Consider the following 17028-nt stretch of genomic DNA (forward strand, 5'->3'; position numbering starts at 1 on the left):
TCGCTGATATCATCAACGAGGGATTTTTATGCATTCAGTATCCCGCTTTTTATCAGTGACTTATTGTTTTAGAAAAAACATTAATAACCACCACGCCAGCGATAATCAAAGACATGCCAATACAGGCCGCTAAATCAAGCTTTTCGTTAGCGAAGAGATAGCCAAATAGCGAGATCAACACTATCCCTAACCCAGACCAAATTGCGTAAGTCACCCCTGTTGGCATAGATCGCATAACAATGGTAAGCAAGTAAAAAGACACGCCATAACCTAGCACTAGCACAACACTTGGGACCAATTTAGTGAAAGACTCTGATGCTTTTAACGCGGTGGTTGCGATCACTTCCGCCAATATGGCGAGAAACAAAATAAAATACGTCATAAGCCCTTCCCCAAATTGTCGACTCCAAACGGAACCGTTTTTTTACTTAGCGCCTGCCAGCTCAACATCTTCAATATCAATGTCTTCTAAGTCAATGTCCTCAGCTAAGAAGCCGCCTGTTTGGTGCGCCCATAGCGAAGCGTATATGCCTTTATGCTGGATCAGCTCTTCGTGGCTACCTTGCTCTACAATGTTGCCTTTATCCAATACAATCAATCGATCCATTGCGGCTATCGTCGATAAACGGTGAGCAATCGCGATCACAGTTTTGCCTTGCATCAGTTTATATAGGCTCTCTTGAATCGCCGCTTCTACTTCTGAATCCAATGCGGATGTCGCTTCATCTAAAATCAACAAAGGCGCATCTTTCAATAAGACTCTAGCAATCGCAATACGCTGACGCTGACCGCCAGAAAGTTTGATACCACGTTCACCCACCATAGCATCATAACCTGCGTTACCAAATGGATCGGTCAAGTCTTGGATGAATTCATGGGCTTCTGCTTGCTTCGCCGCCGCGATCATTTCTTCTTCCGAAGCGTCAGGTCGACCGTAAAGTAAGTTTTCACGAACGGTCCTGTGCAACAAAGATGTATCTTGCGTCACCATGCCAATTTGAGATCGTAGCGAATCTTGCTGAACTTCACTAATGTTTTGCCCATCAATACGAATTTGACCTGATTCTACATCATGAAAACGCATCAATAGATTTACAATAGTAGACTTGCCTGCGCCAGAGCGACCAACCAAACCCACTTTTTCGCCTGCTTTAATAGATAAAACAAGGTTCTCAATTACTTTACCGTCTTGTTTACCATAGTGAAAATTGATGGCGTCGTATTCAATGCGGCCATTCGGAACAGAAAGCGCTGGAGCGTTTACTTTGTCCTCGATCTCAACAGGGCGAGAAAGTGTTTTCATGCCGTCGTTAACCATGCCGATGTTTTCAAACAAAGCACTAATTTCCCACATAATCCACTGGGACATGCCATTTAATCTCAGCGCTAAACTCACCGCAATCGCAATTGCACCCACACTTATAATGCTGCCAGTCCATAACCAAATAGATAATGCTGCCACCGAAAATGCTAAAATGTAGTTACAAGTTTGCACACCTACGTTAAGCATGGTGACCAAACGCATTTGCTTATAAACCGTCTGCAAGAAACCGTCCATTCCCTCTTTAGCATAATCCGCTTCGCGCTTATGATGAGAAAACAGTTTCACCGTTGAAATATTGCTGTAGCTGTCTACAACACGGCCTGTCATCGTTGAACGCGCATCCGCCTGCTCTGATGAAATTCTCTTTAATTTTGGAACAAAATACAGCTGCAATAAAACATAACAAACTAACCAGCCTAACAGAGGAATCATCAGGCGATAGTCCGCTTTAGCAATCAACACCACCATGGAGATAAAGTACACGCCGATGTAAACCAGCACATCCAGTAGTTTCATAACGGTTTCACGAACCGCCAATGACGTTTGCATCACTTTAGTTGACACTCTCCCAGCAAATTCATCCTGAAAAAACGACATACTTTGGCGCAAAATATAGTGATGAGACAACCAGCGAATTCGCATTGGGTAATTTCCCAATAACGTCTGGTGAATGATTGCCGAATGCAAAAAAGTAACCAAAGGCATAGCAACTAAAATCATCAATGACATTAGCAATAGGTGCGTACTTTCTTCCGCAAAGAAGGTCGCGGGGTCTTTGTTAATCAACCAATCGACTAATTGCCCCATGAAGCTGAACAGAGTCACTTCGAGTATCGCAATAGCAGCCGTAAGCAGTGACATTAATATCAGAGGTAACTCAACCCCTTTAGAGAAATGGCGACAAAATGCATAAAGTGTTTTTGGCGCCTGTCCGGCTTCAATATCAGGATATGCTGACACCCATTTTTCAAAAAAACGTAACATGTTGTTCCTTATAAAACCGTTAAATCTGACACTATTAAAAAATAAAACGCCACAAAAGCAGAGCCAAACTAGGCAAGAAGCATTTTCATGATAAGGGGGGACGAAATTGAACCATGATATATAATTGAAGACCAGAAAAGATCAAAGGTTATAATTTGCTATTCTCAAGCTTTACTTAGTGTTTGCACAATTACGTTCTCTTACCTATCACAAACCTATTATAATTCGTTTCTACCTTTTTAGGTGGTATTAATTCTGCCGAATAAACTCGGTTAACCTATTAAATAAGTCATTATATGAAGCTCACTTTCCCCATTGTTTTAGTACTTGGCCTGTTATCAGGGCTAACACCATTAGCGATTGACGCTTACCTTCCAAGTATTCCAACTATTTCCAAAGCACTAAATACGGATATTAGCCTTATCCAAATGACACTCAGTATGTATTTAGTGATTTTTGCCTTTTTGCAGATCCTGTTTGGCCCTATTTCTGATGCCATTGGCCGCCGTAAGGTAATTGTCGGCGGATTAGGTATTTTTGCTGTTGGTAGCTTTGTTTGCGCAGTAGCCCAAAGCTACGAAATGCTGCTGGTTGGCAGAGCCATACAAGCACTGGGTGGTGCTGCTGTTGCCGTCTGTGTTCCGGCTCTAGTTAAAGACGGTATGTCGATTAACCAATTTGCCAAAGCCATGTCCATGATTATGCTGGTGATGGCTTTGGCTCCTTTAGCAGCTCCAATTCTTGGTGGTTTTATCTTAACCATCCTTAGCTGGCATTATATTTTTGTGTTTTTAGGTGTTTTAGCCGCACTCGCAATATTTTTATTTTTGCGCACCATACCAGAAACTCTCCCAACAGAAAAAAGAGTGCCATTTTCATTTCTCAACGCAATTAAGAACTATAAAACACTCCTAAAAAATCGCGCGGTGATGGGGTATGTGGTCGCCTCTGCCTTTTACTTTACTGGCATGATGAGTTTTATTACGGGCTCTTCATTTGTGTATATTGAAGTGTATGGTGTTGACCCAGCAAACTTCGGCTTCTTGCTTGGCATTAATGTTATTTCTATGATGATCGCCTCTACAATAAATGGCCGTTACGTAGAAAAGCTTGGAACAGAATTACTTTCGAAATACGCGATTTTCATCCCGCTTATTGCTTCTTGCATGATGATTGTTTTGAGCTTTTTCAACCACCCGCCTATTTGGCTTATCGTCCTTTCAAGCATGCTTTTTGTTGGTCCCATGGGGATTTTAGGCAGCGGCTTTATGGCTGGTGCCCTTAAATATTCTGGTAACCATAATGGCAGCGTTACGGCGTTAGCTGGAACGTCTCGCTTTGCCATGGGAGCATTAGGCGGCGTTGTCGTGAGTCTCCTTCACAATGGCACATTTGTTCCAATGCTTGGCACTATGGCTGCATGCGGTATTATTGCCTTTGTGACATTTAAAGCCACAGTGCGTTACTCAAAATCATTGGACAAAGAACAGGCATAATATCGCCATTTATCTTTCAACTTATCATTCTTATAACTGACTATACGAGGCTCTCATGCTAAGCACAGCAACGCTCATCGAAAAAATCAAAAGCACTCCTGAACAAGTTCAATTCAAAGAAGTGATTGATGTCATAGAGCGCGAATACGATTTCACGCCAACAGCATTTTCTAATGGCACACAAAACAATGCGATAAACGAGAACAATGGTTCTTGTAAGATTTTTTCCTTTGCCTCTATAAATCAGCTAGCTGCTGCAGAAACGCTACATTTATTTGGTGATTTTTACCGTGTGGATGTATTAGAAAACCCTGAAGCCAGCGACCATCAAAACATCCGACAGTTCATCGAAAATGGCTGGACTGGCATTAACTTTACAGCACAAGCACTATCACACAAAGCCTAGCCGACAGGGCAATCATAGCTCTTTACTGATTGCCCTACCTTCCCTTTCGGTCTAAAAAACCTTCAATAAACCTAATGTAAATAGGTTGAACTTCTCTCTCATAAAATGCGATAGTGCTGAACAATGAAAAGATGAGGTGATTATGGAATTAGTGGCATTTGACCTAGATGGTACCCTACTGAATAGACATCAAAGACTGTCTGATTACACACTTGAAACGCTAGAGCGTTTAAAGTCTGCTGGCATATTTTATACTGTTGCAACAGGGCGAACACATTTCGCTGCGACGCCTTGCCTCGTAGGTCATGATTTTCCAAATTGGCAAATTTTCAAAAATGGGGTTGAATGGTGGGATCCTCAGCAAAACACTTACCGTCATCGAAGCCTGTTATCACAAAGCCACATCTCTGAACTACTTACTTCTTTTGAAGAAAACCAAGTCACGCCTTTTGTCTTTTGCTTAGAAGATGATGGCTCCCATAAAGTCTACCATTCGCCATTAACTGGCCACCTAAGCGATCATATTGCCAATGAGCTAGGCAACCATACCAACATGAGCCTTCACCCTATAAGCGAACTTTCTAATAACTCAAAGATCACTAACATAAGTGCCATGGGGCACCCTACATTTATAGACAAAATAATTGAAGACTCTCAAAAGCACAGCCACTTAACCGCCTATTCAGGTGGTGGAATTTATAACCCTGACGCTTTTTGGTTGGACATCCATCATAGTAATGTGTGTAAAGGTTCCGCACTAATGGAACTTAAAGCTGAAGTTGGTGCCGAAAGGTTAATCGTCTTTGGAGATGGTGATAACGACTTGACCATGTTCTCTCAGTCGGATGAGGCGTTTGCCACTGAGAACGCACTGTCCCACGTGAAAGAAGCGGCAAGTGATGTTATTGGTCACCATGACGAAGACGGCGTCGCCAAGTATCTAAGAAAAAGATACGATTTGTAGTTTTTTAGCTTGTGACGAACTCTTTCGCTGCGAATGGTTGATTTTATAAAATCTAACGCCATTATTGCTAGGTAAGTGTTCATAATTACGATGCTACAAAGACTTTTTTAGAGCGATAAGTTGCGTAAAGATTGTATATTTCTACATTCTTTAACCAAAAAACAACATAATTGACTTTACCCAACGATCATAATGAACCATGATTGTTACAGAATAATTAGTTTGGAGAAGCACCATGTTTGAATTTTTGTTATTCATAGCTGCCTGTGCAGCAATTGCTTTCTTGGTAGCCAACGTTCAGAAATCTTTTTTTCAACCAAAAGCAACACTACAACCTATTAAGATTGAGCGAGAAAAAGCAAAACGCCCACACCCTCAACGTAAACGCTCTTATTAATCATTTCTTTTCCAAATACGATACTAGCTGGACACACCGCTTGGTGAGTCTAGCTAATTAATCATATTTTAATGTCATATTCCTTTAGTTTGTTTGCTATTGCACTGTGACTCATTCCAACAGCTTTCGCCAACCGTCTTGTACTTGGGTAGCTTGGGTACAACTGTTTTAGTAATTCAGCCTCCCATTGCTTTACCGTTTTCTCTAACGAATTCTGCTGTAAAACCATAGTCACCGCTTTGCCATTATTCACTTCAGGCAAGTGGATATCATCTGCCGCCCATTCCCTATTTGTTGCAGTCAGTAGTGTCTGCAAACATGTATTCTGCAATTCTTTTAGGTTACCAGGCCAAGTATATAAAGCTAACTTAATCAAAGCAGGTTTTGACAAGCTAGCAACGGGTAGGCGATAACGCTCTGCTTGAGTCGAGATAACTTGCTGGGCCAAGCCTTCAAGATCCTCACGACGATCTCGAAGTGCAGGGACAGACAACACAAGTGTCGCCAATGAAAAATACAAACCTGAATGCAGCGTTTTACCATTCGCTAGCTGGGACTGACTTAACACCGAAGTACTGATGATGCGTAAATTAGAATCTAGGCTGGTTCCGGTGCCAGGCTGTCGAGCCAGCCAATGAGCCAGCTCAATCTGTACGTTTTTATCTAAGTACTCAATATCCTCAATTACAAGCCAACCAGACATTTGATCTAATGAAGCGATATCAGAGCGCTCAATATCACGAGCATTACGCACGATCAATTGCGCCTCTAGCTCACCTTGTCGTTTGTTCCAATATTGAAACAAAGCATCAATTAGATCTCGTTTACCTGTTCCCACTTCGCCTTGAACTAATAAAGGCATCGATACATCTGCAAAGACTTTTGCTTGCGTCAAAGCCTCTCTCATGGACTCACTCTTGATGACCGAAGGTTTAAAATAGGCTTCAAAATGTGCCTCCGCATCCGGTGCTTGTTTCAAGCTGGCAGCTTGACGATCTAGCCTCGTTTTCGATTTAAGATAAATGACGGTTCCGGCAGGGTTGGTCACACCATCGTCATCAGAGACAAAAATCGGCTTCATTTCTAGCAATAGCATTTTATTACGAATGCGAATGCGCTTCGTCATCCCTTCTCGTGGATTGGCCCAAATTTCCTTTGCGACATTCACACCTTTTATAAAATGCTGTAGCGGTTGATGAAGTAAATCTGCTACAGAGACATTCAAATCTTCAGCCGCCAGCTCCGTTGCCATTGTAATGTGACCTTTTAGATCAACCGACATCACACCATCCGGCAAGGCTTCTAACAAAGTATAAATCGCATTGTGTTCACGCTCAGACGGAGTAAACATCACAGTCTTAACATCCTCAACACTTTCTAAGCGACGAATATCCGCCAACAGCTGCTGCAGTTTTGGAAAAGGAATGTCTGGAAAGCCACAATAAATACAGCGGCGCTTTGTATCTACCTCAACTAACCGCATATCAATGCCATGAGGAATAAATAGGTCAAGCGCTTCGCGCACCATGCCGATTCTATCTTCACACTGTATCTCTACTCTCATGGTTTCTCTCTAGTATTTCGCTGTTTGTCTTTGGAGCTTAGCAACAGTAAATTCTTCTGTGGCGCGAAGATTTCATAAAGCGGCAAAACAGCTGCACCAAGCACGCCAGCCGTCTGCCCTGTTTGAGCATGACGAATCGGTGGTATGGGCAAGGTACTTTGCTGGGCTACCACTTGTTCAAGCTCAGTAATCAACGCCGTTAACACCGTCGTTGGTAAACGCCCTCCAATCAAAATGGCTTCAGGATCGTATAAAGCCACCACGGCTGCTAAAGCAGAAGCCACTTCATGAGCAACGTCATTCGACCACTGCGACACGGCCTTTATATACACATCATCCTGCCATGCTTCATCACAGTCTGGCCAAGTAAGCTGATTCGACCATAAAAAACGTCGTAATGATGATAAAGATAAGGCCTCTAAAATCCATTTTCCGTGTTTGCCTGTTGCAGTTGGAATAAGCCCAAAGCTACCAGCTTTGCCATGTGAGCCAAAATAACATTCGCCATTTGTCACCACACTTCCGCCACATGCCGTGCTGACAAACAAATAAAAGAAATCGAGCGGCAATACACCCGGCGCTAATAACAACTCACTGGTTGCTGCGGCAACCGCATCATTCTCACAAAAGCACACCAGCCCAGTTGACTCCGCTAACCAAGTTTCAAATGCATCTGAACGCCAATAAGATAAAGCGTCTTTCAGAGAATCTAAATTAGACAGCTGATCTTGATCCGTCACTAATGTTTCCAACCAAGAGTCCATATAATCTGGGCGAGTCAAACCTATACCCTGTACTCGACTCCAATCATCACCCAAGGTAGCTTTGACCTCTTCAATTAAGTCGCTCGCAATCTGTTTGGCCATATTTTCCGTCGGAAAAGACACCGCTCGTTCAACCAATAAAACGCACTCGCCACTAAAATCTAACAAAGCAGCACTGATATGATCGCGGTCAACATTAATCCCCAGGCCATACGCCCCTTTCTTATTAATGCTTAATTTGATTGAAGGCTGGCCTCTTCGCCCCTTGACCTTACCTGCGACATGAAGCAGCTGACGCTCTAATAAAGACGAAGTAATGACCGAAATCGTTTGCGCACTTAGCCCTGTTTGCTCTGCAATGCTCACTCTCGAAATGTCAGGATGCTGTCGAACCAAACGGAGTATTATCCGCTCATTATAAATCCGACTTTGTTCTGAGGTGCTACCAGAAGATTTCATATAACCCTACTCTCATACTTTGGCTTGTAAACTAATCGCTACCATTTAATAAATCTAATTGATTTAATAATATAACTCATTAAGATGAGAGATACGTCTTTAAACGCTCCATTTTTGATCAATTTTTCTTTTGCAAAACAATAAAGGGCTATTACGCTGAACAAAAGCCCAAAACAAAGGACCTCGTCATGAACTCTTTTCCGGACTTTAAATCTGTTGATTTTTTAAACGACCATATTCAATCTACCATGGCGTTTTATCACCCAAACTGCATCGATGAATCTGGCGGTTTTTTTCAATTCTTCAAAGATAACGGCGATATTTATGATACCGACACTCGCCACCTTGTTAGCAGCACTCGCTTCGTTTTCAACTACGCCAAAGCCTATCAAGCCACTAAAAACACCGCCTATTTAGAAGCCGCTCAGCACGGTCTAGAGTATTTAAGAAACCGCCACCGTCGTGAAAATGGTGGCTATGTTTGGCTACTTAACAAAGATAAAAACCTTGACGAAACCAATCATTGCTATGGTTTTGCATTTGTCATGCTTGCCTATTCAACCGCTTATAAAGCGGGAATAAAAGAAGCAAAAGCATGGGTAAAAGAAACCTTCGACGTTATGGAAACACATTTTTGGGACGCTGAATTTGGCTTGTACAAAGACGAAATATCCAGTGATTGGCAAACGGTTTCACCTTATCGTGGCCAAAATGCCAATATGCACAGCTGCGAAGCACTATTGGCAGCTTACGATGCCACACAAGAAGTCCATTACCTTGAACGAGCTACCTTGCTTGCTCATAACATTTGCGTACGCCAAGCAGCTCTCGCTGGCGGTGAAATTTGGGAACATTACACAACCGACTGGCAAGTTGATTGGGACTATAATAAAGCAGACCCAAAGCATTTATTCCGCCCATGGGGATTTCAGCCTGGCCACCAAACTGAATGGTCTAAACTACTGTTATTAATACACCAACGTTCGCATGATGATTGGCTAATTCCAACCGCGCAGAAGCTATTCAACTCGGCATGGGAAAAATCATGGGACCATACTAATAGTGGTCTGTGCTACGGCTATGACCCCAAAGGGAATATCTGCGATGGCGACAAGTACTTTTGGGTTCAAGCGGAGTCCTTTGCCGCGGCAGCAATGCTTGCCATATACACGAAAGAAAACCATTACTGGGACAAATACCAACAACTCTGGCAATACAGTTGGTCACATATGATAGATCATAAATATGGTGCTTGGTTTCGAATTCTGACTCAAGACAATAAAGCCTTTGATGATTGTAAAAGCCCTGCGGGCAAAACAGACTACCACACCATGGGCGCTTGCTATGAGGTCATAGAACAACTCACCAAACAGAATTAAAACTCGCTAACAAATCCCCACTAACTAAAGGGCGATCATTCTATTTATAGCCAAAATGGAGTATGATGCAGCCCCTACGTTAGTGGACGCGAGCCCCTTTCTTTATGCAGTTAGACAAAATAGATCTCAATTTACTTCGTTATTTAGACTCCTTATTACGGGAGCAAAACGTCACCCATGCAGCCAATCAGCTTGGCATTACCCAACCTGCCATGAGTAACGGCTTACGACGTCTAAGAGACCTATTTCATGACCCATTACTGGTCAGAACCAGCGATGGCATGATGCCAACTGCCTTAGCAATCCAACTCCAACCTCGTGTTCAAAGTATTCTACAATCCGTCGATGAAGTACTTCATCTCGGGCAAAGCTTCGAAGCAGAATCCAGCTCACGCGTGTTTCGTATTATGGCGAGCGATTACGCAGAAGCAACCTTGATTCCACCCTTGATGAAAAAGCTCCAGGAAGAAGCGCCTAACGTTATTCTTGATGTCATGAACCCAAGTGATGTTAGCTTTCACGATGTAGAGAAAGGTAAAGTAGACTTAGTGATCAACCGCTTTGACACGCTACCGCAATCTTTCCATCAAAAATCAGTGTGGGTCGATCATTTCTCTTGCCTAGTACCTGCTAACTCCGAGATCGCGAAAAATTTCTCATTAGAAACCTATCTTCAATCCCGACACGTTTGGGTAAGTAAAACAGGGTTTGGTGTTGGTGTTGGCATTCAACCAGAAGAAGTTCAAAAATTGGGTTGGGTCGATGGCTCCTTGGCTGATCTAGGTTTTAAACGAAATATTCGTTTATTTACTCGCAACTACAACGTTGCTATGCGCGCCACAGAACAGCTCGGACTAATCGCTACACTACCTTCCTTAGCCACTCGCCTAATGAAAGATAATGACAAGGTAGTGGTACTTCCACCACCATTTGAAATACCGCCTGTCGAACTTAAAATGTTGTGGAGCCCATTACTTCAACATGACCCAGGCCATATTTGGATACGCTCCAGTATTGCAGGTTGTGCAAAAACCATAGCAGAAAACAATAATCTCTAACTGGCTGGTGCCATTTAAAAGTGAAAATCAAACATAAAAAAACGAGCTCTAAGCTCGTTTTTTTATGGCAATATTTTACTAAAGTTTAGGAAGCAAAATATTACATAGTCAGCATCTGCTGGGCGGACTCTTCAGCACTCGATACAGTTCTTTTCAAATCAGTAATGTGTCCATTATCAATACTGTAACACCAGCCGTGAACGTGAAGTTCTTGGCCGGTTTTCCAAGCATTTTGAACAATACTGCTCTGACAAACGTTTGCTACCTGCTCAACCACATTTAACTCACACATACGATCAAAGCGAGTATGCTCGTCAGCAATAGCATCAAGCTCGTCTTTATGTAGTCGATATACGTCTTTAATATGACGCAACCAGTTGTCTATCATGCCATGCTCTTCGGTGCCCATAGCCGCTTTGATACCACCGCAACCATAATGACCAACCACCATGATGTGTTTTACTTTTAGTACATCAACCGCAAATTGGATAACCGATAAACAGTTCAAATCCGTATGCACCACAACGTTAGCAATATTACGGTGTACAAAAACTTCACCCGGTAAAAGATCGACAATTTGGTTTGCTGGCACACGACTATCGGCACAACCAATCCAAAGGTACTCTGGCTGTTGCTGCTTTGACAGCGTAGAAAAAAACTCTGGGTCTTCTTCCGTTACTTTGGCAGCCCACTCTCTATTTTTAGCAAAAAGATCATCTAAATAATTAGACATGGTTCATTTCCTTAGCTTGTTTTTGATACCAGCGGAGTTTGATGTCTGCCGTTAAAATAATGGATTCAAGTTGTTGAACGGCCTCTCGGCCTTCATATGACGCCTTATGAATATGCGGTGTCATACTTAATAAATTCTGTATTTTTTCTTGCGAGTCTAAACTGAAAGTAAAAGTTTCCGCTTGCTCTAACACCAAATCAAAGCCAGACACGCCATCAGAAAATGTTTGTTTGTATTCATGAATAGAAGGATAGAGTATCTCACGCAACTCAATCAGGTGCTCTGGCCCCGACTCAACCAGCAACATCAAACCATTGTCACTCAGCACACGTGAAAATTCTGTGAATACTGGAAAGCCAAATAAGCATAAGACAAGATCAAAACGTTCGTCAGGCACAGGCAAGCTCGCATTGCTGCCAACTATCCAACTGACGGTTTTATCGCGCTTACTCGCCGCGGCAATCGCCCACTTAGATATATCAAGACCACAACGTTCCATCTGGATATTTTGATTCGATAACGCCTGACTGATTTCATCCAGATAATAGCCTTCCCCACACCCAGCATCGAGAACACGCATACCCTTTAAAAAATGACTTTTTGGCCAAGAATCAAGAACGGCCTGAACAATAGGAAAGTAGTGGTTTTGATTCAGAAAGGATTGTCTGGAAGCGACCATTTCTTTACTGTCGCCAGGATCTTTGGATCGTTTATTTTGTACTGGAAGAAGGTTCACATAGCCAGTTTTAGCTAAGTCGAAAGAATGTCCCTGCTCACATTTTAAGCTGCGCTGCTCGCGGCGTAATGGCGTGGCATCTATCGGACAAGACAGGTTTTCAAGCGTCAACACAGTTTACTCATCGGTTAATAATCTCACGTTCAAAAAGGATACCCTTTTACCAACACTCTGAACATCAAAAATCCTAAAGACATAATCATTTCTTATTTAACAAACTAAAGGACTACTACTTACGCAAAAGTAACCACATTCTGACTGCTCATATAACGCAAAAAATCTTCCCCACATAAGGGTTTGGAAAACAAATAGCCTTGCACTTCTTGGCAGCCATATCCATCTAATAAATCAAACTGCGATCGGGTTTCTACGCCTTCGGCAATGACTTTTAAATTTAAACTTTTTGCCATAGCTATGGTGGCTTTTACGATTGCATCGTTATCACTATCTAGCCCCAAATCATTAATAAAAGACCTGTCTATTTTTAAAGTTTGAATGGGGAATTTTTTTAAATACGCTAATGAGGAATAACCCGTACCAAAGTCATCAATTGACAAGGTTAAGCCCAACTTTCGAAAACCATGCAATTTGTCGATAGACTGCTGAGCGTCTGCCATCAACATACTTTCGGTCAATTCAAGTTCGAAATACTCAGGTTCAACACCCGTTTCTTGCAACACCCTTTCGACCATATCCACCAAATCAGCCTGCATAAATTGTCGACTAGATAAATTCACCGACATTTTAATAGGAGCAACCCCCGACTCACGCCATTCTTTTAACTGCCTACAAGCTCGTCGAATAACCCACTCGCCTAAAGGAAGAATCAAACCACTTTCTTCAGCTAAAGGGATAAACTGATCTGGACTAATCATCCCAAGTTCGGGATGCACCCAACGAATAAGAGCTTCAGCCCCTACAACCTCCTCGTCACATAAACGAATTTTAGGTTGATAATGCAAAACAAACTGCTCTTCCTCAATGGCTTTTCGTAAACCACCACCTAAAGTAAGATGCGCATCAATATTTTCAGCCATGTTATTTTCGTAAACAAAATACATATTATGGCCAGTAGATTTCGCACGATACATGGCGGCATCGGCATTTTTAAGTAAATTGTCTATATCATCAGCATGTTGAGGGTAGCTTGCGATACCAATACTGGCGGTAATCATCATTTCCATTTTGGCGACAAGATAGGTATTGCTGGCGTTTTGCATAATACTTTCAGCAATATTTTGTAGCTCTTCAATTCCGGTTGTATTTTCCAACACCACCACAAACTCATCGCCCCCCAAACGGTACAAACAAGCCCGAGGAGGAATACAGGTTTTGATTCGTTCAGCGACTCGCTGGATAAGCTCATCACCAACGCGATGGCCAAAGTTGTCATTAATAACTTTAAAGCTATCTAAATCTATATATAAAAGGCCAAACTCTCGCTCACGTTTACGTGCATTAACCAGCGCGCTTTCCAGCTGCTGATAAAGTAAATTGCGGTTTGGCAGTAAGGTTAAACTGTCGTAGTTATTAAGGCGATAAAGTGCGACTTCGTGGTCTCTTTCTTCCTGAATATCATGCGTTAATAAGTAAACATTATTAGTGAAATGATGGTAAGACACCTCTACTTTATACCAACGCACGCCTTGTTTACTTGAAAGTCGTATTTCCTGAGATAGGCACTCCAGCCTTTCTAAGCGCTGTATAAAGCTATTAGCAGCGCCAGAAACAGCAAATAAATCTCTAATGTATTGGATATCTCCAAAAACACCTATAAAGCATTCACTTGCTTCAATCATCTCGCCCTTCGGATTAAAAGCAGCAAAAGATAAGGTTCTAAATTGTGTCAGCAAACCAGATGACTCTGGTGCCCGGGGAAGCGTTGACGAAGTAATTGAAGCAGTGATAGAAGTAGGAGTAGGCAAACTAACGTGGGAAAGGTCTGGATGAGCCTCGACTGACAAACCTCTACGACCATTACCTAATGAGATAACCGATCCAATCACCTTATAGCGAGCGCCATCTTTGGACACATAGGGCCATTTGAAAGGCAACTCTTCGCCTAACTCAAGAGCCTCGATGTACAAAGACAAGCGTTTTTGTAACGCATCGCCAATCAGGCGTTGGCCGGATTTAATATCATTCAAAGAGTCGGCTAACAGCGCCTCTGCAGCGTCATTGCACCAAGGAACACTCGATTGCTCGATATCTATAATCCAGGCAGCTAATGGCATTTTTGCATGCACAAGCATTGATAAATCAGTCATCAACTTTAAATACTACTATACGTTTTGACACTAGAGGCCTCGCAAACTATCACCATGAATCTGGTACAACAAACACATGTTTGCATATGTCCCCTGCTGCATCAGCAGCACTCCACATAAACACGTGTCTTGGACGTGAATCATGTAGGATCTCACCTACGAGATTGTAGGCAAATTGCGAATAATTGAAAGGAATATTCTCATTTACAGCAGGATAAGACAACCAATGAGGTTTCGGTAAAACTAAAAAATTTAAAAAATATGACTTTAGCAAGATAAAATCAGACGCTCTGATCCAACCACCGTATTCTGATTGAGCTAACCAAGTTGATATATCCTGCCCTGCATTAAGCGAGGAATACAATCGACCAAAAATCAACAAATTTGCCTGAGGCATTCGACCTTGCGCAATATCCGCAATATCCGCAATGGCACACTTGCCCGCGTCTGTTTCTAAAATTCGTAACTGATGACCTCTGGCTCTAGAGACTTTCTTTAGTAAGCTGTCATTTTTATTTGGGCCAATCCAATGGTCTGGATATAAATCTTGACGCTCTAAATAAAACTTAATGGCAATTTCAAATTGATGAAGCTGACCTGCTGGCGTTTCCACCAGCATGTCTACTTCGCCTAGAGTTTTGCCCTCACCAACAATCTGCACATGCTCGTAATGAACCGTCAAAACAGACAAATGACGAATCGCAAACGAGAACAAGGTCTCGAAATAGCTGCCAAGAAAATGAGACTTGCACTCTGTTACAGCGTCTATCAATGGCTGGGGTTGATCATCCAACGCTAGCAGCTGCGCTTCAACATCTGACAGCCAATAAGGCTCTAGCTCAAAATCGCGCTCAATATAATGCCCTTCAACTAGCCAAGCAATATCTTTTACAAAAGGATGTTGAACGCGATCCGAAATCACAGAGCACCACTTAAATGTTGGTCAATACGGTTTAAACAAGTCACCAAAGAACGGACTTTAGACTGTGGCTTACCTTTAAAAGCTTCTTCCGCCATCGGAGATATATGGCATCGACTAGGTAAAGTTTCACCAGACGCTAACATCATTTTAAAACGCTCTATCATCACAAAACGCAACCACTGCTCGAACGACATAGAATCAACACAGAAAGGCTCTGTGCTTGCTACAGCCTCTTTTGAAGGTATATCACATTCCCAAACACCACAGTCTTGCATTGCCATTTGCAAGTCCATCAATAAATCAGCCAACACATGATGGGCAGAAAAGGCTTTTTTCAACCTGATTTCTCCTTTGAAAAACGGTAACATAGCGAATCTTTTTTAAAGCGATAACGGTACATTAAATACCTTTATCGGCCATATGAGCCCAAACTTTAGTATGAATAAAATCGAATCTCTTTCAGACCTATTTACCATGGTTGGTTGCGATGTAAGCTACTACGACCTAGGTCGCAACATCACAAAAATCACACCGCAACAAGCCATCCAATTTGATCGCAAACAACAGGCTTACCCATTCCCATTTCGTCAACACGCATGGTTGGCCTGCCTGTTAAAAATGAAAAATACCAAAACAACAGCCCAAAATACTCAAGATCAAAGTGTTATTTGGTTTATTAAAATGCCACTAGACGAAGCCGGCTGCTTAAACCTAGGCACACGTGACCACTTCATTAAAAGTATTGTTGATAAAATACTGCACAAAGGTGAAGAAGCGGGGTTATCAGAAGCCCTAGAGGACAACCCCTATGCCTTCAAACCAGACCAAGAGCGCATGGCTAGTTTTCACGCCATTCTTGGCAAAGACCTGCATAAAACACAGTCGCACTATTTCGATGACGTCATTGCATACCTGTCATCTGATCTAACCGATGCTAACGACGGCTGGCAAACACTTGGTTTACAAGGCATTGCTGAACTTGCCGCCAGAGTAAATGAAGACAAATACCAAGCACTTATACAAAAAGCTATTCAACATGCTGCTAAGCCCGTAGTTAGTGCTTTATGCCACGCTCTTGAGCACGAGACTCTATCTAACCAGTTACAAGATACGCTTATCGAACAACTGCAAACCGAGCAAGACGCGCTGATGCAAGCCAGTTACTTACGCGCCCTATCCAGAGCCGATTTAAACGACACGCTATTACTGCCGCTGTTTGGTCTACTTGGTAGCCTAACCGAATGCAAAGACGACGACCTTCACCCTATCGCTGCCCTTGCCGCAAAATGCCCCCATTGGTTGGGTCAAAACCCACAATTAATGCGCATCATCATGGAAAAACTGGCTCACCGAGAAGATGGCTACATCGCCTTCAAACAAATTGCCGCCGAACTCAGCCAGCACCCAGAAGCCAAACAACCGCTTTGGACATTACTACGCAGCGAACACGTCAGCCCGCAACTGGCACAAGCAGTGAGTTATATATTCACACAAACACCAAAGTCAGTGCAGTGATTGGGAAGAGTTAACATTGCGATAACCTGAGTCTGGAGTGTTTGAAATGAACAACCCAGA

16 protein-coding genes are annotated in these 17028 nt (G+C 42.5%); 7 read left to right on the plus strand and 9 right to left on the minus strand.

The features are described from left to right. Positions 1-52 precede the first annotated feature (52 nt). Both JSY38_RS02400 and JSY38_RS02405 read right to left on the minus strand, forming a co-directional pair. Positions 53-382, minus strand: a complete 330-nt coding sequence (locus JSY38_RS02400; RefSeq protein ID WP_205115081.1) for a DMT family transporter — start codon at positions 380-382, stop codon at positions 53-55. A gap of 42 nt (positions 383-424) precedes the next feature. Further along, positions 425-2308 (minus strand): ABC transporter ATP-binding protein, encoded by a 1884-nt coding sequence (locus JSY38_RS02405; protein WP_114410839.1) that lies wholly within the window; start codon positions 2306-2308, stop codon positions 425-427. Between the two features lie 296 nt (positions 2309-2604). On the opposite strand from JSY38_RS02405, the gene JSY38_RS02410 reads away from it, so the two are divergent. The 4 genes from JSY38_RS02410 to JSY38_RS02425 all read left to right on the plus strand — a co-directional run bounded on the left by JSY38_RS02410 (position 2605) and on the right by JSY38_RS02425 (position 5571). Beyond that, on the plus strand, positions 2605-3804 hold the full coding sequence (locus tag JSY38_RS02410) for a Bcr/CflA family multidrug efflux MFS transporter (RefSeq protein ID WP_205115082.1): 1200 nt from the start codon (positions 2605-2607) through the stop codon (positions 3802-3804). A gap of 55 nt (positions 3805-3859) precedes the next feature. After that, a complete protein-coding gene (locus tag JSY38_RS02415; RefSeq protein ID WP_114410841.1) occupies positions 3860-4210 on the plus strand; it encodes a HopJ type III effector protein in 351 nt (116 codons plus the stop codon). A 142-nt stretch (positions 4211-4352) separates the two neighbouring features. Further along, a complete protein-coding gene (locus tag JSY38_RS02420; RefSeq protein ID WP_205115083.1) occupies positions 4353-5174 on the plus strand; it encodes an HAD hydrolase family protein in 822 nt (273 codons plus the stop codon). A 235-nt stretch (positions 5175-5409) separates the two neighbouring features. After that, positions 5410-5571 (plus strand): hypothetical protein, encoded by a 162-nt coding sequence (locus JSY38_RS02425; protein WP_181858487.1) that lies wholly within the window; start codon positions 5410-5412, stop codon positions 5569-5571. Between the two features lie 61 nt (positions 5572-5632). Here JSY38_RS02425 and JSY38_RS02430 read toward each other — a convergent pair whose 3' ends face one another. Both JSY38_RS02430 and JSY38_RS02435 read right to left on the minus strand, forming a co-directional pair. Continuing rightward, positions 5633-7135 carry a TyrR/PhhR family helix-turn-helix DNA-binding protein gene (locus tag JSY38_RS02430; protein WP_205115084.1) on the minus strand — a complete coding sequence of 501 codons (1503 nt, stop codon included), beginning with the start codon at positions 7133-7135 and terminating at the stop codon, positions 5633-5635. Further along, positions 7132-8358, minus strand: a complete 1227-nt coding sequence (locus JSY38_RS02435; protein WP_205115085.1) for an ROK family transcriptional regulator — start codon at positions 8356-8358, stop codon at positions 7132-7134. The genes JSY38_RS02430 and JSY38_RS02435 overlap by 4 nt, the downstream gene beginning before the upstream one ends. 188 nt (positions 8359-8546) lie before the next feature. On the opposite strand from JSY38_RS02435, the gene JSY38_RS02440 reads away from it, so the two are divergent. Both JSY38_RS02440 and JSY38_RS02445 read left to right on the plus strand, forming a co-directional pair. Next, complete coding sequence (locus tag JSY38_RS02440) at positions 8547-9737, plus strand: AGE family epimerase/isomerase (protein WP_205115086.1); 1191 nt, start codon at positions 8547-8549, stop codon at positions 9735-9737. Positions 9738-9841: 104 nt separating this feature from the next. Continuing rightward, entirely contained in the window at positions 9842-10795 is a 954-nt protein-coding gene (locus JSY38_RS02445; protein ID WP_114410846.1) for a LysR family transcriptional regulator, read from the plus strand. Between the two features lie 100 nt (positions 10796-10895). Here JSY38_RS02445 and can read toward each other — a convergent pair whose 3' ends face one another. The 5 genes from can to JSY38_RS02470 form a co-directional block, all read right to left on the minus strand. After that, positions 10896-11528 (minus strand): carbonate dehydratase, encoded by a 633-nt coding sequence (gene can / locus JSY38_RS02450; protein WP_114410847.1) that lies wholly within the window; start codon positions 11526-11528, stop codon positions 10896-10898. Beyond that, entirely contained in the window at positions 11521-12378 is an 858-nt protein-coding gene (locus JSY38_RS02455) for a putative RNA methyltransferase (protein ID WP_114410848.1), read from the minus strand. Before JSY38_RS02455 ends, can begins: the two co-directional genes overlap by 8 nt. 119 nt (positions 12379-12497) lie before the next feature. Further along, positions 12498-14531 carry a putative bifunctional diguanylate cyclase/phosphodiesterase gene (locus JSY38_RS02460; protein WP_205115088.1) on the minus strand — a complete coding sequence of 678 codons (2034 nt, stop codon included), beginning with the start codon at positions 14529-14531 and terminating at the stop codon, positions 12498-12500. Positions 14532-14580: 49 nt separating this feature from the next. Continuing rightward, on the minus strand, positions 14581-15453 hold the full coding sequence (locus tag JSY38_RS02465; RefSeq protein WP_205115090.1) for a DUF1853 family protein: 873 nt from the start codon (positions 15451-15453) through the stop codon (positions 14581-14583). Beyond that, the gene (locus JSY38_RS02470) at positions 15450-15791 is read right to left on the minus strand and encodes a YqcC family protein (protein ID WP_205115092.1); all 342 of its coding nucleotides are present in this window, start codon (positions 15789-15791) and stop codon (positions 15450-15452) included. Before JSY38_RS02470 ends, JSY38_RS02465 begins: the two co-directional genes overlap by 4 nt. A gap of 100 nt (positions 15792-15891) precedes the next feature. On the opposite strand from JSY38_RS02470, the gene JSY38_RS02475 reads away from it, so the two are divergent. Then, entirely contained in the window at positions 15892-16968 is a 1077-nt protein-coding gene (locus tag JSY38_RS02475) for a DUF3549 family protein (protein ID WP_205115103.1), read from the plus strand. Positions 16969-17028: the final 60 nt, after the last annotated feature.

Source organism: Marinomonas foliarum, from assembly GCF_016906065.1.
GTDB lineage: Bacteria > Pseudomonadota > Gammaproteobacteria > Pseudomonadales > Marinomonadaceae > Marinomonas > Marinomonas foliarum.

Excerpts from the sequence above, each read along its gene's own strand:
- JSY38_RS02440 (WP_205115086.1), top strand. The coding sequence starts at position 8,547 with ATGAACTCTTTTCCGGACTTTAAATCTGTTGATTTTTTAAACGACCAT.
- JSY38_RS02415 (WP_114410841.1), top strand. The coding sequence starts at position 3,860 with ATGCTAAGCACAGCAACGCTCATCGAAAAAATCAAAAGCACTCCTGAA.
- JSY38_RS02460 (WP_205115088.1), bottom strand. The coding sequence starts at position 14,531 with ATGACTGATTTATCAATGCTTGTGCATGCAAAAATGCCATTAGCTGCC.
- JSY38_RS02400 (WP_205115081.1), bottom strand. The coding sequence starts at position 382 with ATGACGTATTTTATTTTGTTTCTCGCCATATTGGCGGAAGTGATCGCA.
- JSY38_RS02420 (WP_205115083.1), top strand. The coding sequence starts at position 4,353 with ATGGAATTAGTGGCATTTGACCTAGATGGTACCCTACTGAATAGACAT.
- can (WP_114410847.1), bottom strand. The coding sequence starts at position 11,528 with ATGTCTAATTATTTAGATGATCTTTTTGCTAAAAATAGAGAGTGGGCT.
- JSY38_RS02445 (WP_114410846.1), top strand. The coding sequence starts at position 9,842 with ATGCAGTTAGACAAAATAGATCTCAATTTACTTCGTTATTTAGACTCC.
- JSY38_RS02405 (WP_114410839.1), bottom strand. The coding sequence starts at position 2,308 with ATGTTACGTTTTTTTGAAAAATGGGTGTCAGCATATCCTGATATTGAA.
- JSY38_RS02435 (WP_205115085.1), bottom strand. The coding sequence starts at position 8,358 with ATGAAATCTTCTGGTAGCACCTCAGAACAAAGTCGGATTTATAATGAG.
- JSY38_RS02425 (WP_181858487.1), top strand. The coding sequence starts at position 5,410 with ATGTTTGAATTTTTGTTATTCATAGCTGCCTGTGCAGCAATTGCTTTC.
- JSY38_RS02430 (WP_205115084.1), bottom strand. The coding sequence starts at position 7,135 with ATGAGAGTAGAGATACAGTGTGAAGATAGAATCGGCATGGTGCGCGAA.
- JSY38_RS02475 (WP_205115103.1), top strand. The coding sequence starts at position 15,892 with ATGAATAAAATCGAATCTCTTTCAGACCTATTTACCATGGTTGGTTGC.
- JSY38_RS02410 (WP_205115082.1), top strand. The coding sequence starts at position 2,605 with ATGAAGCTCACTTTCCCCATTGTTTTAGTACTTGGCCTGTTATCAGGG.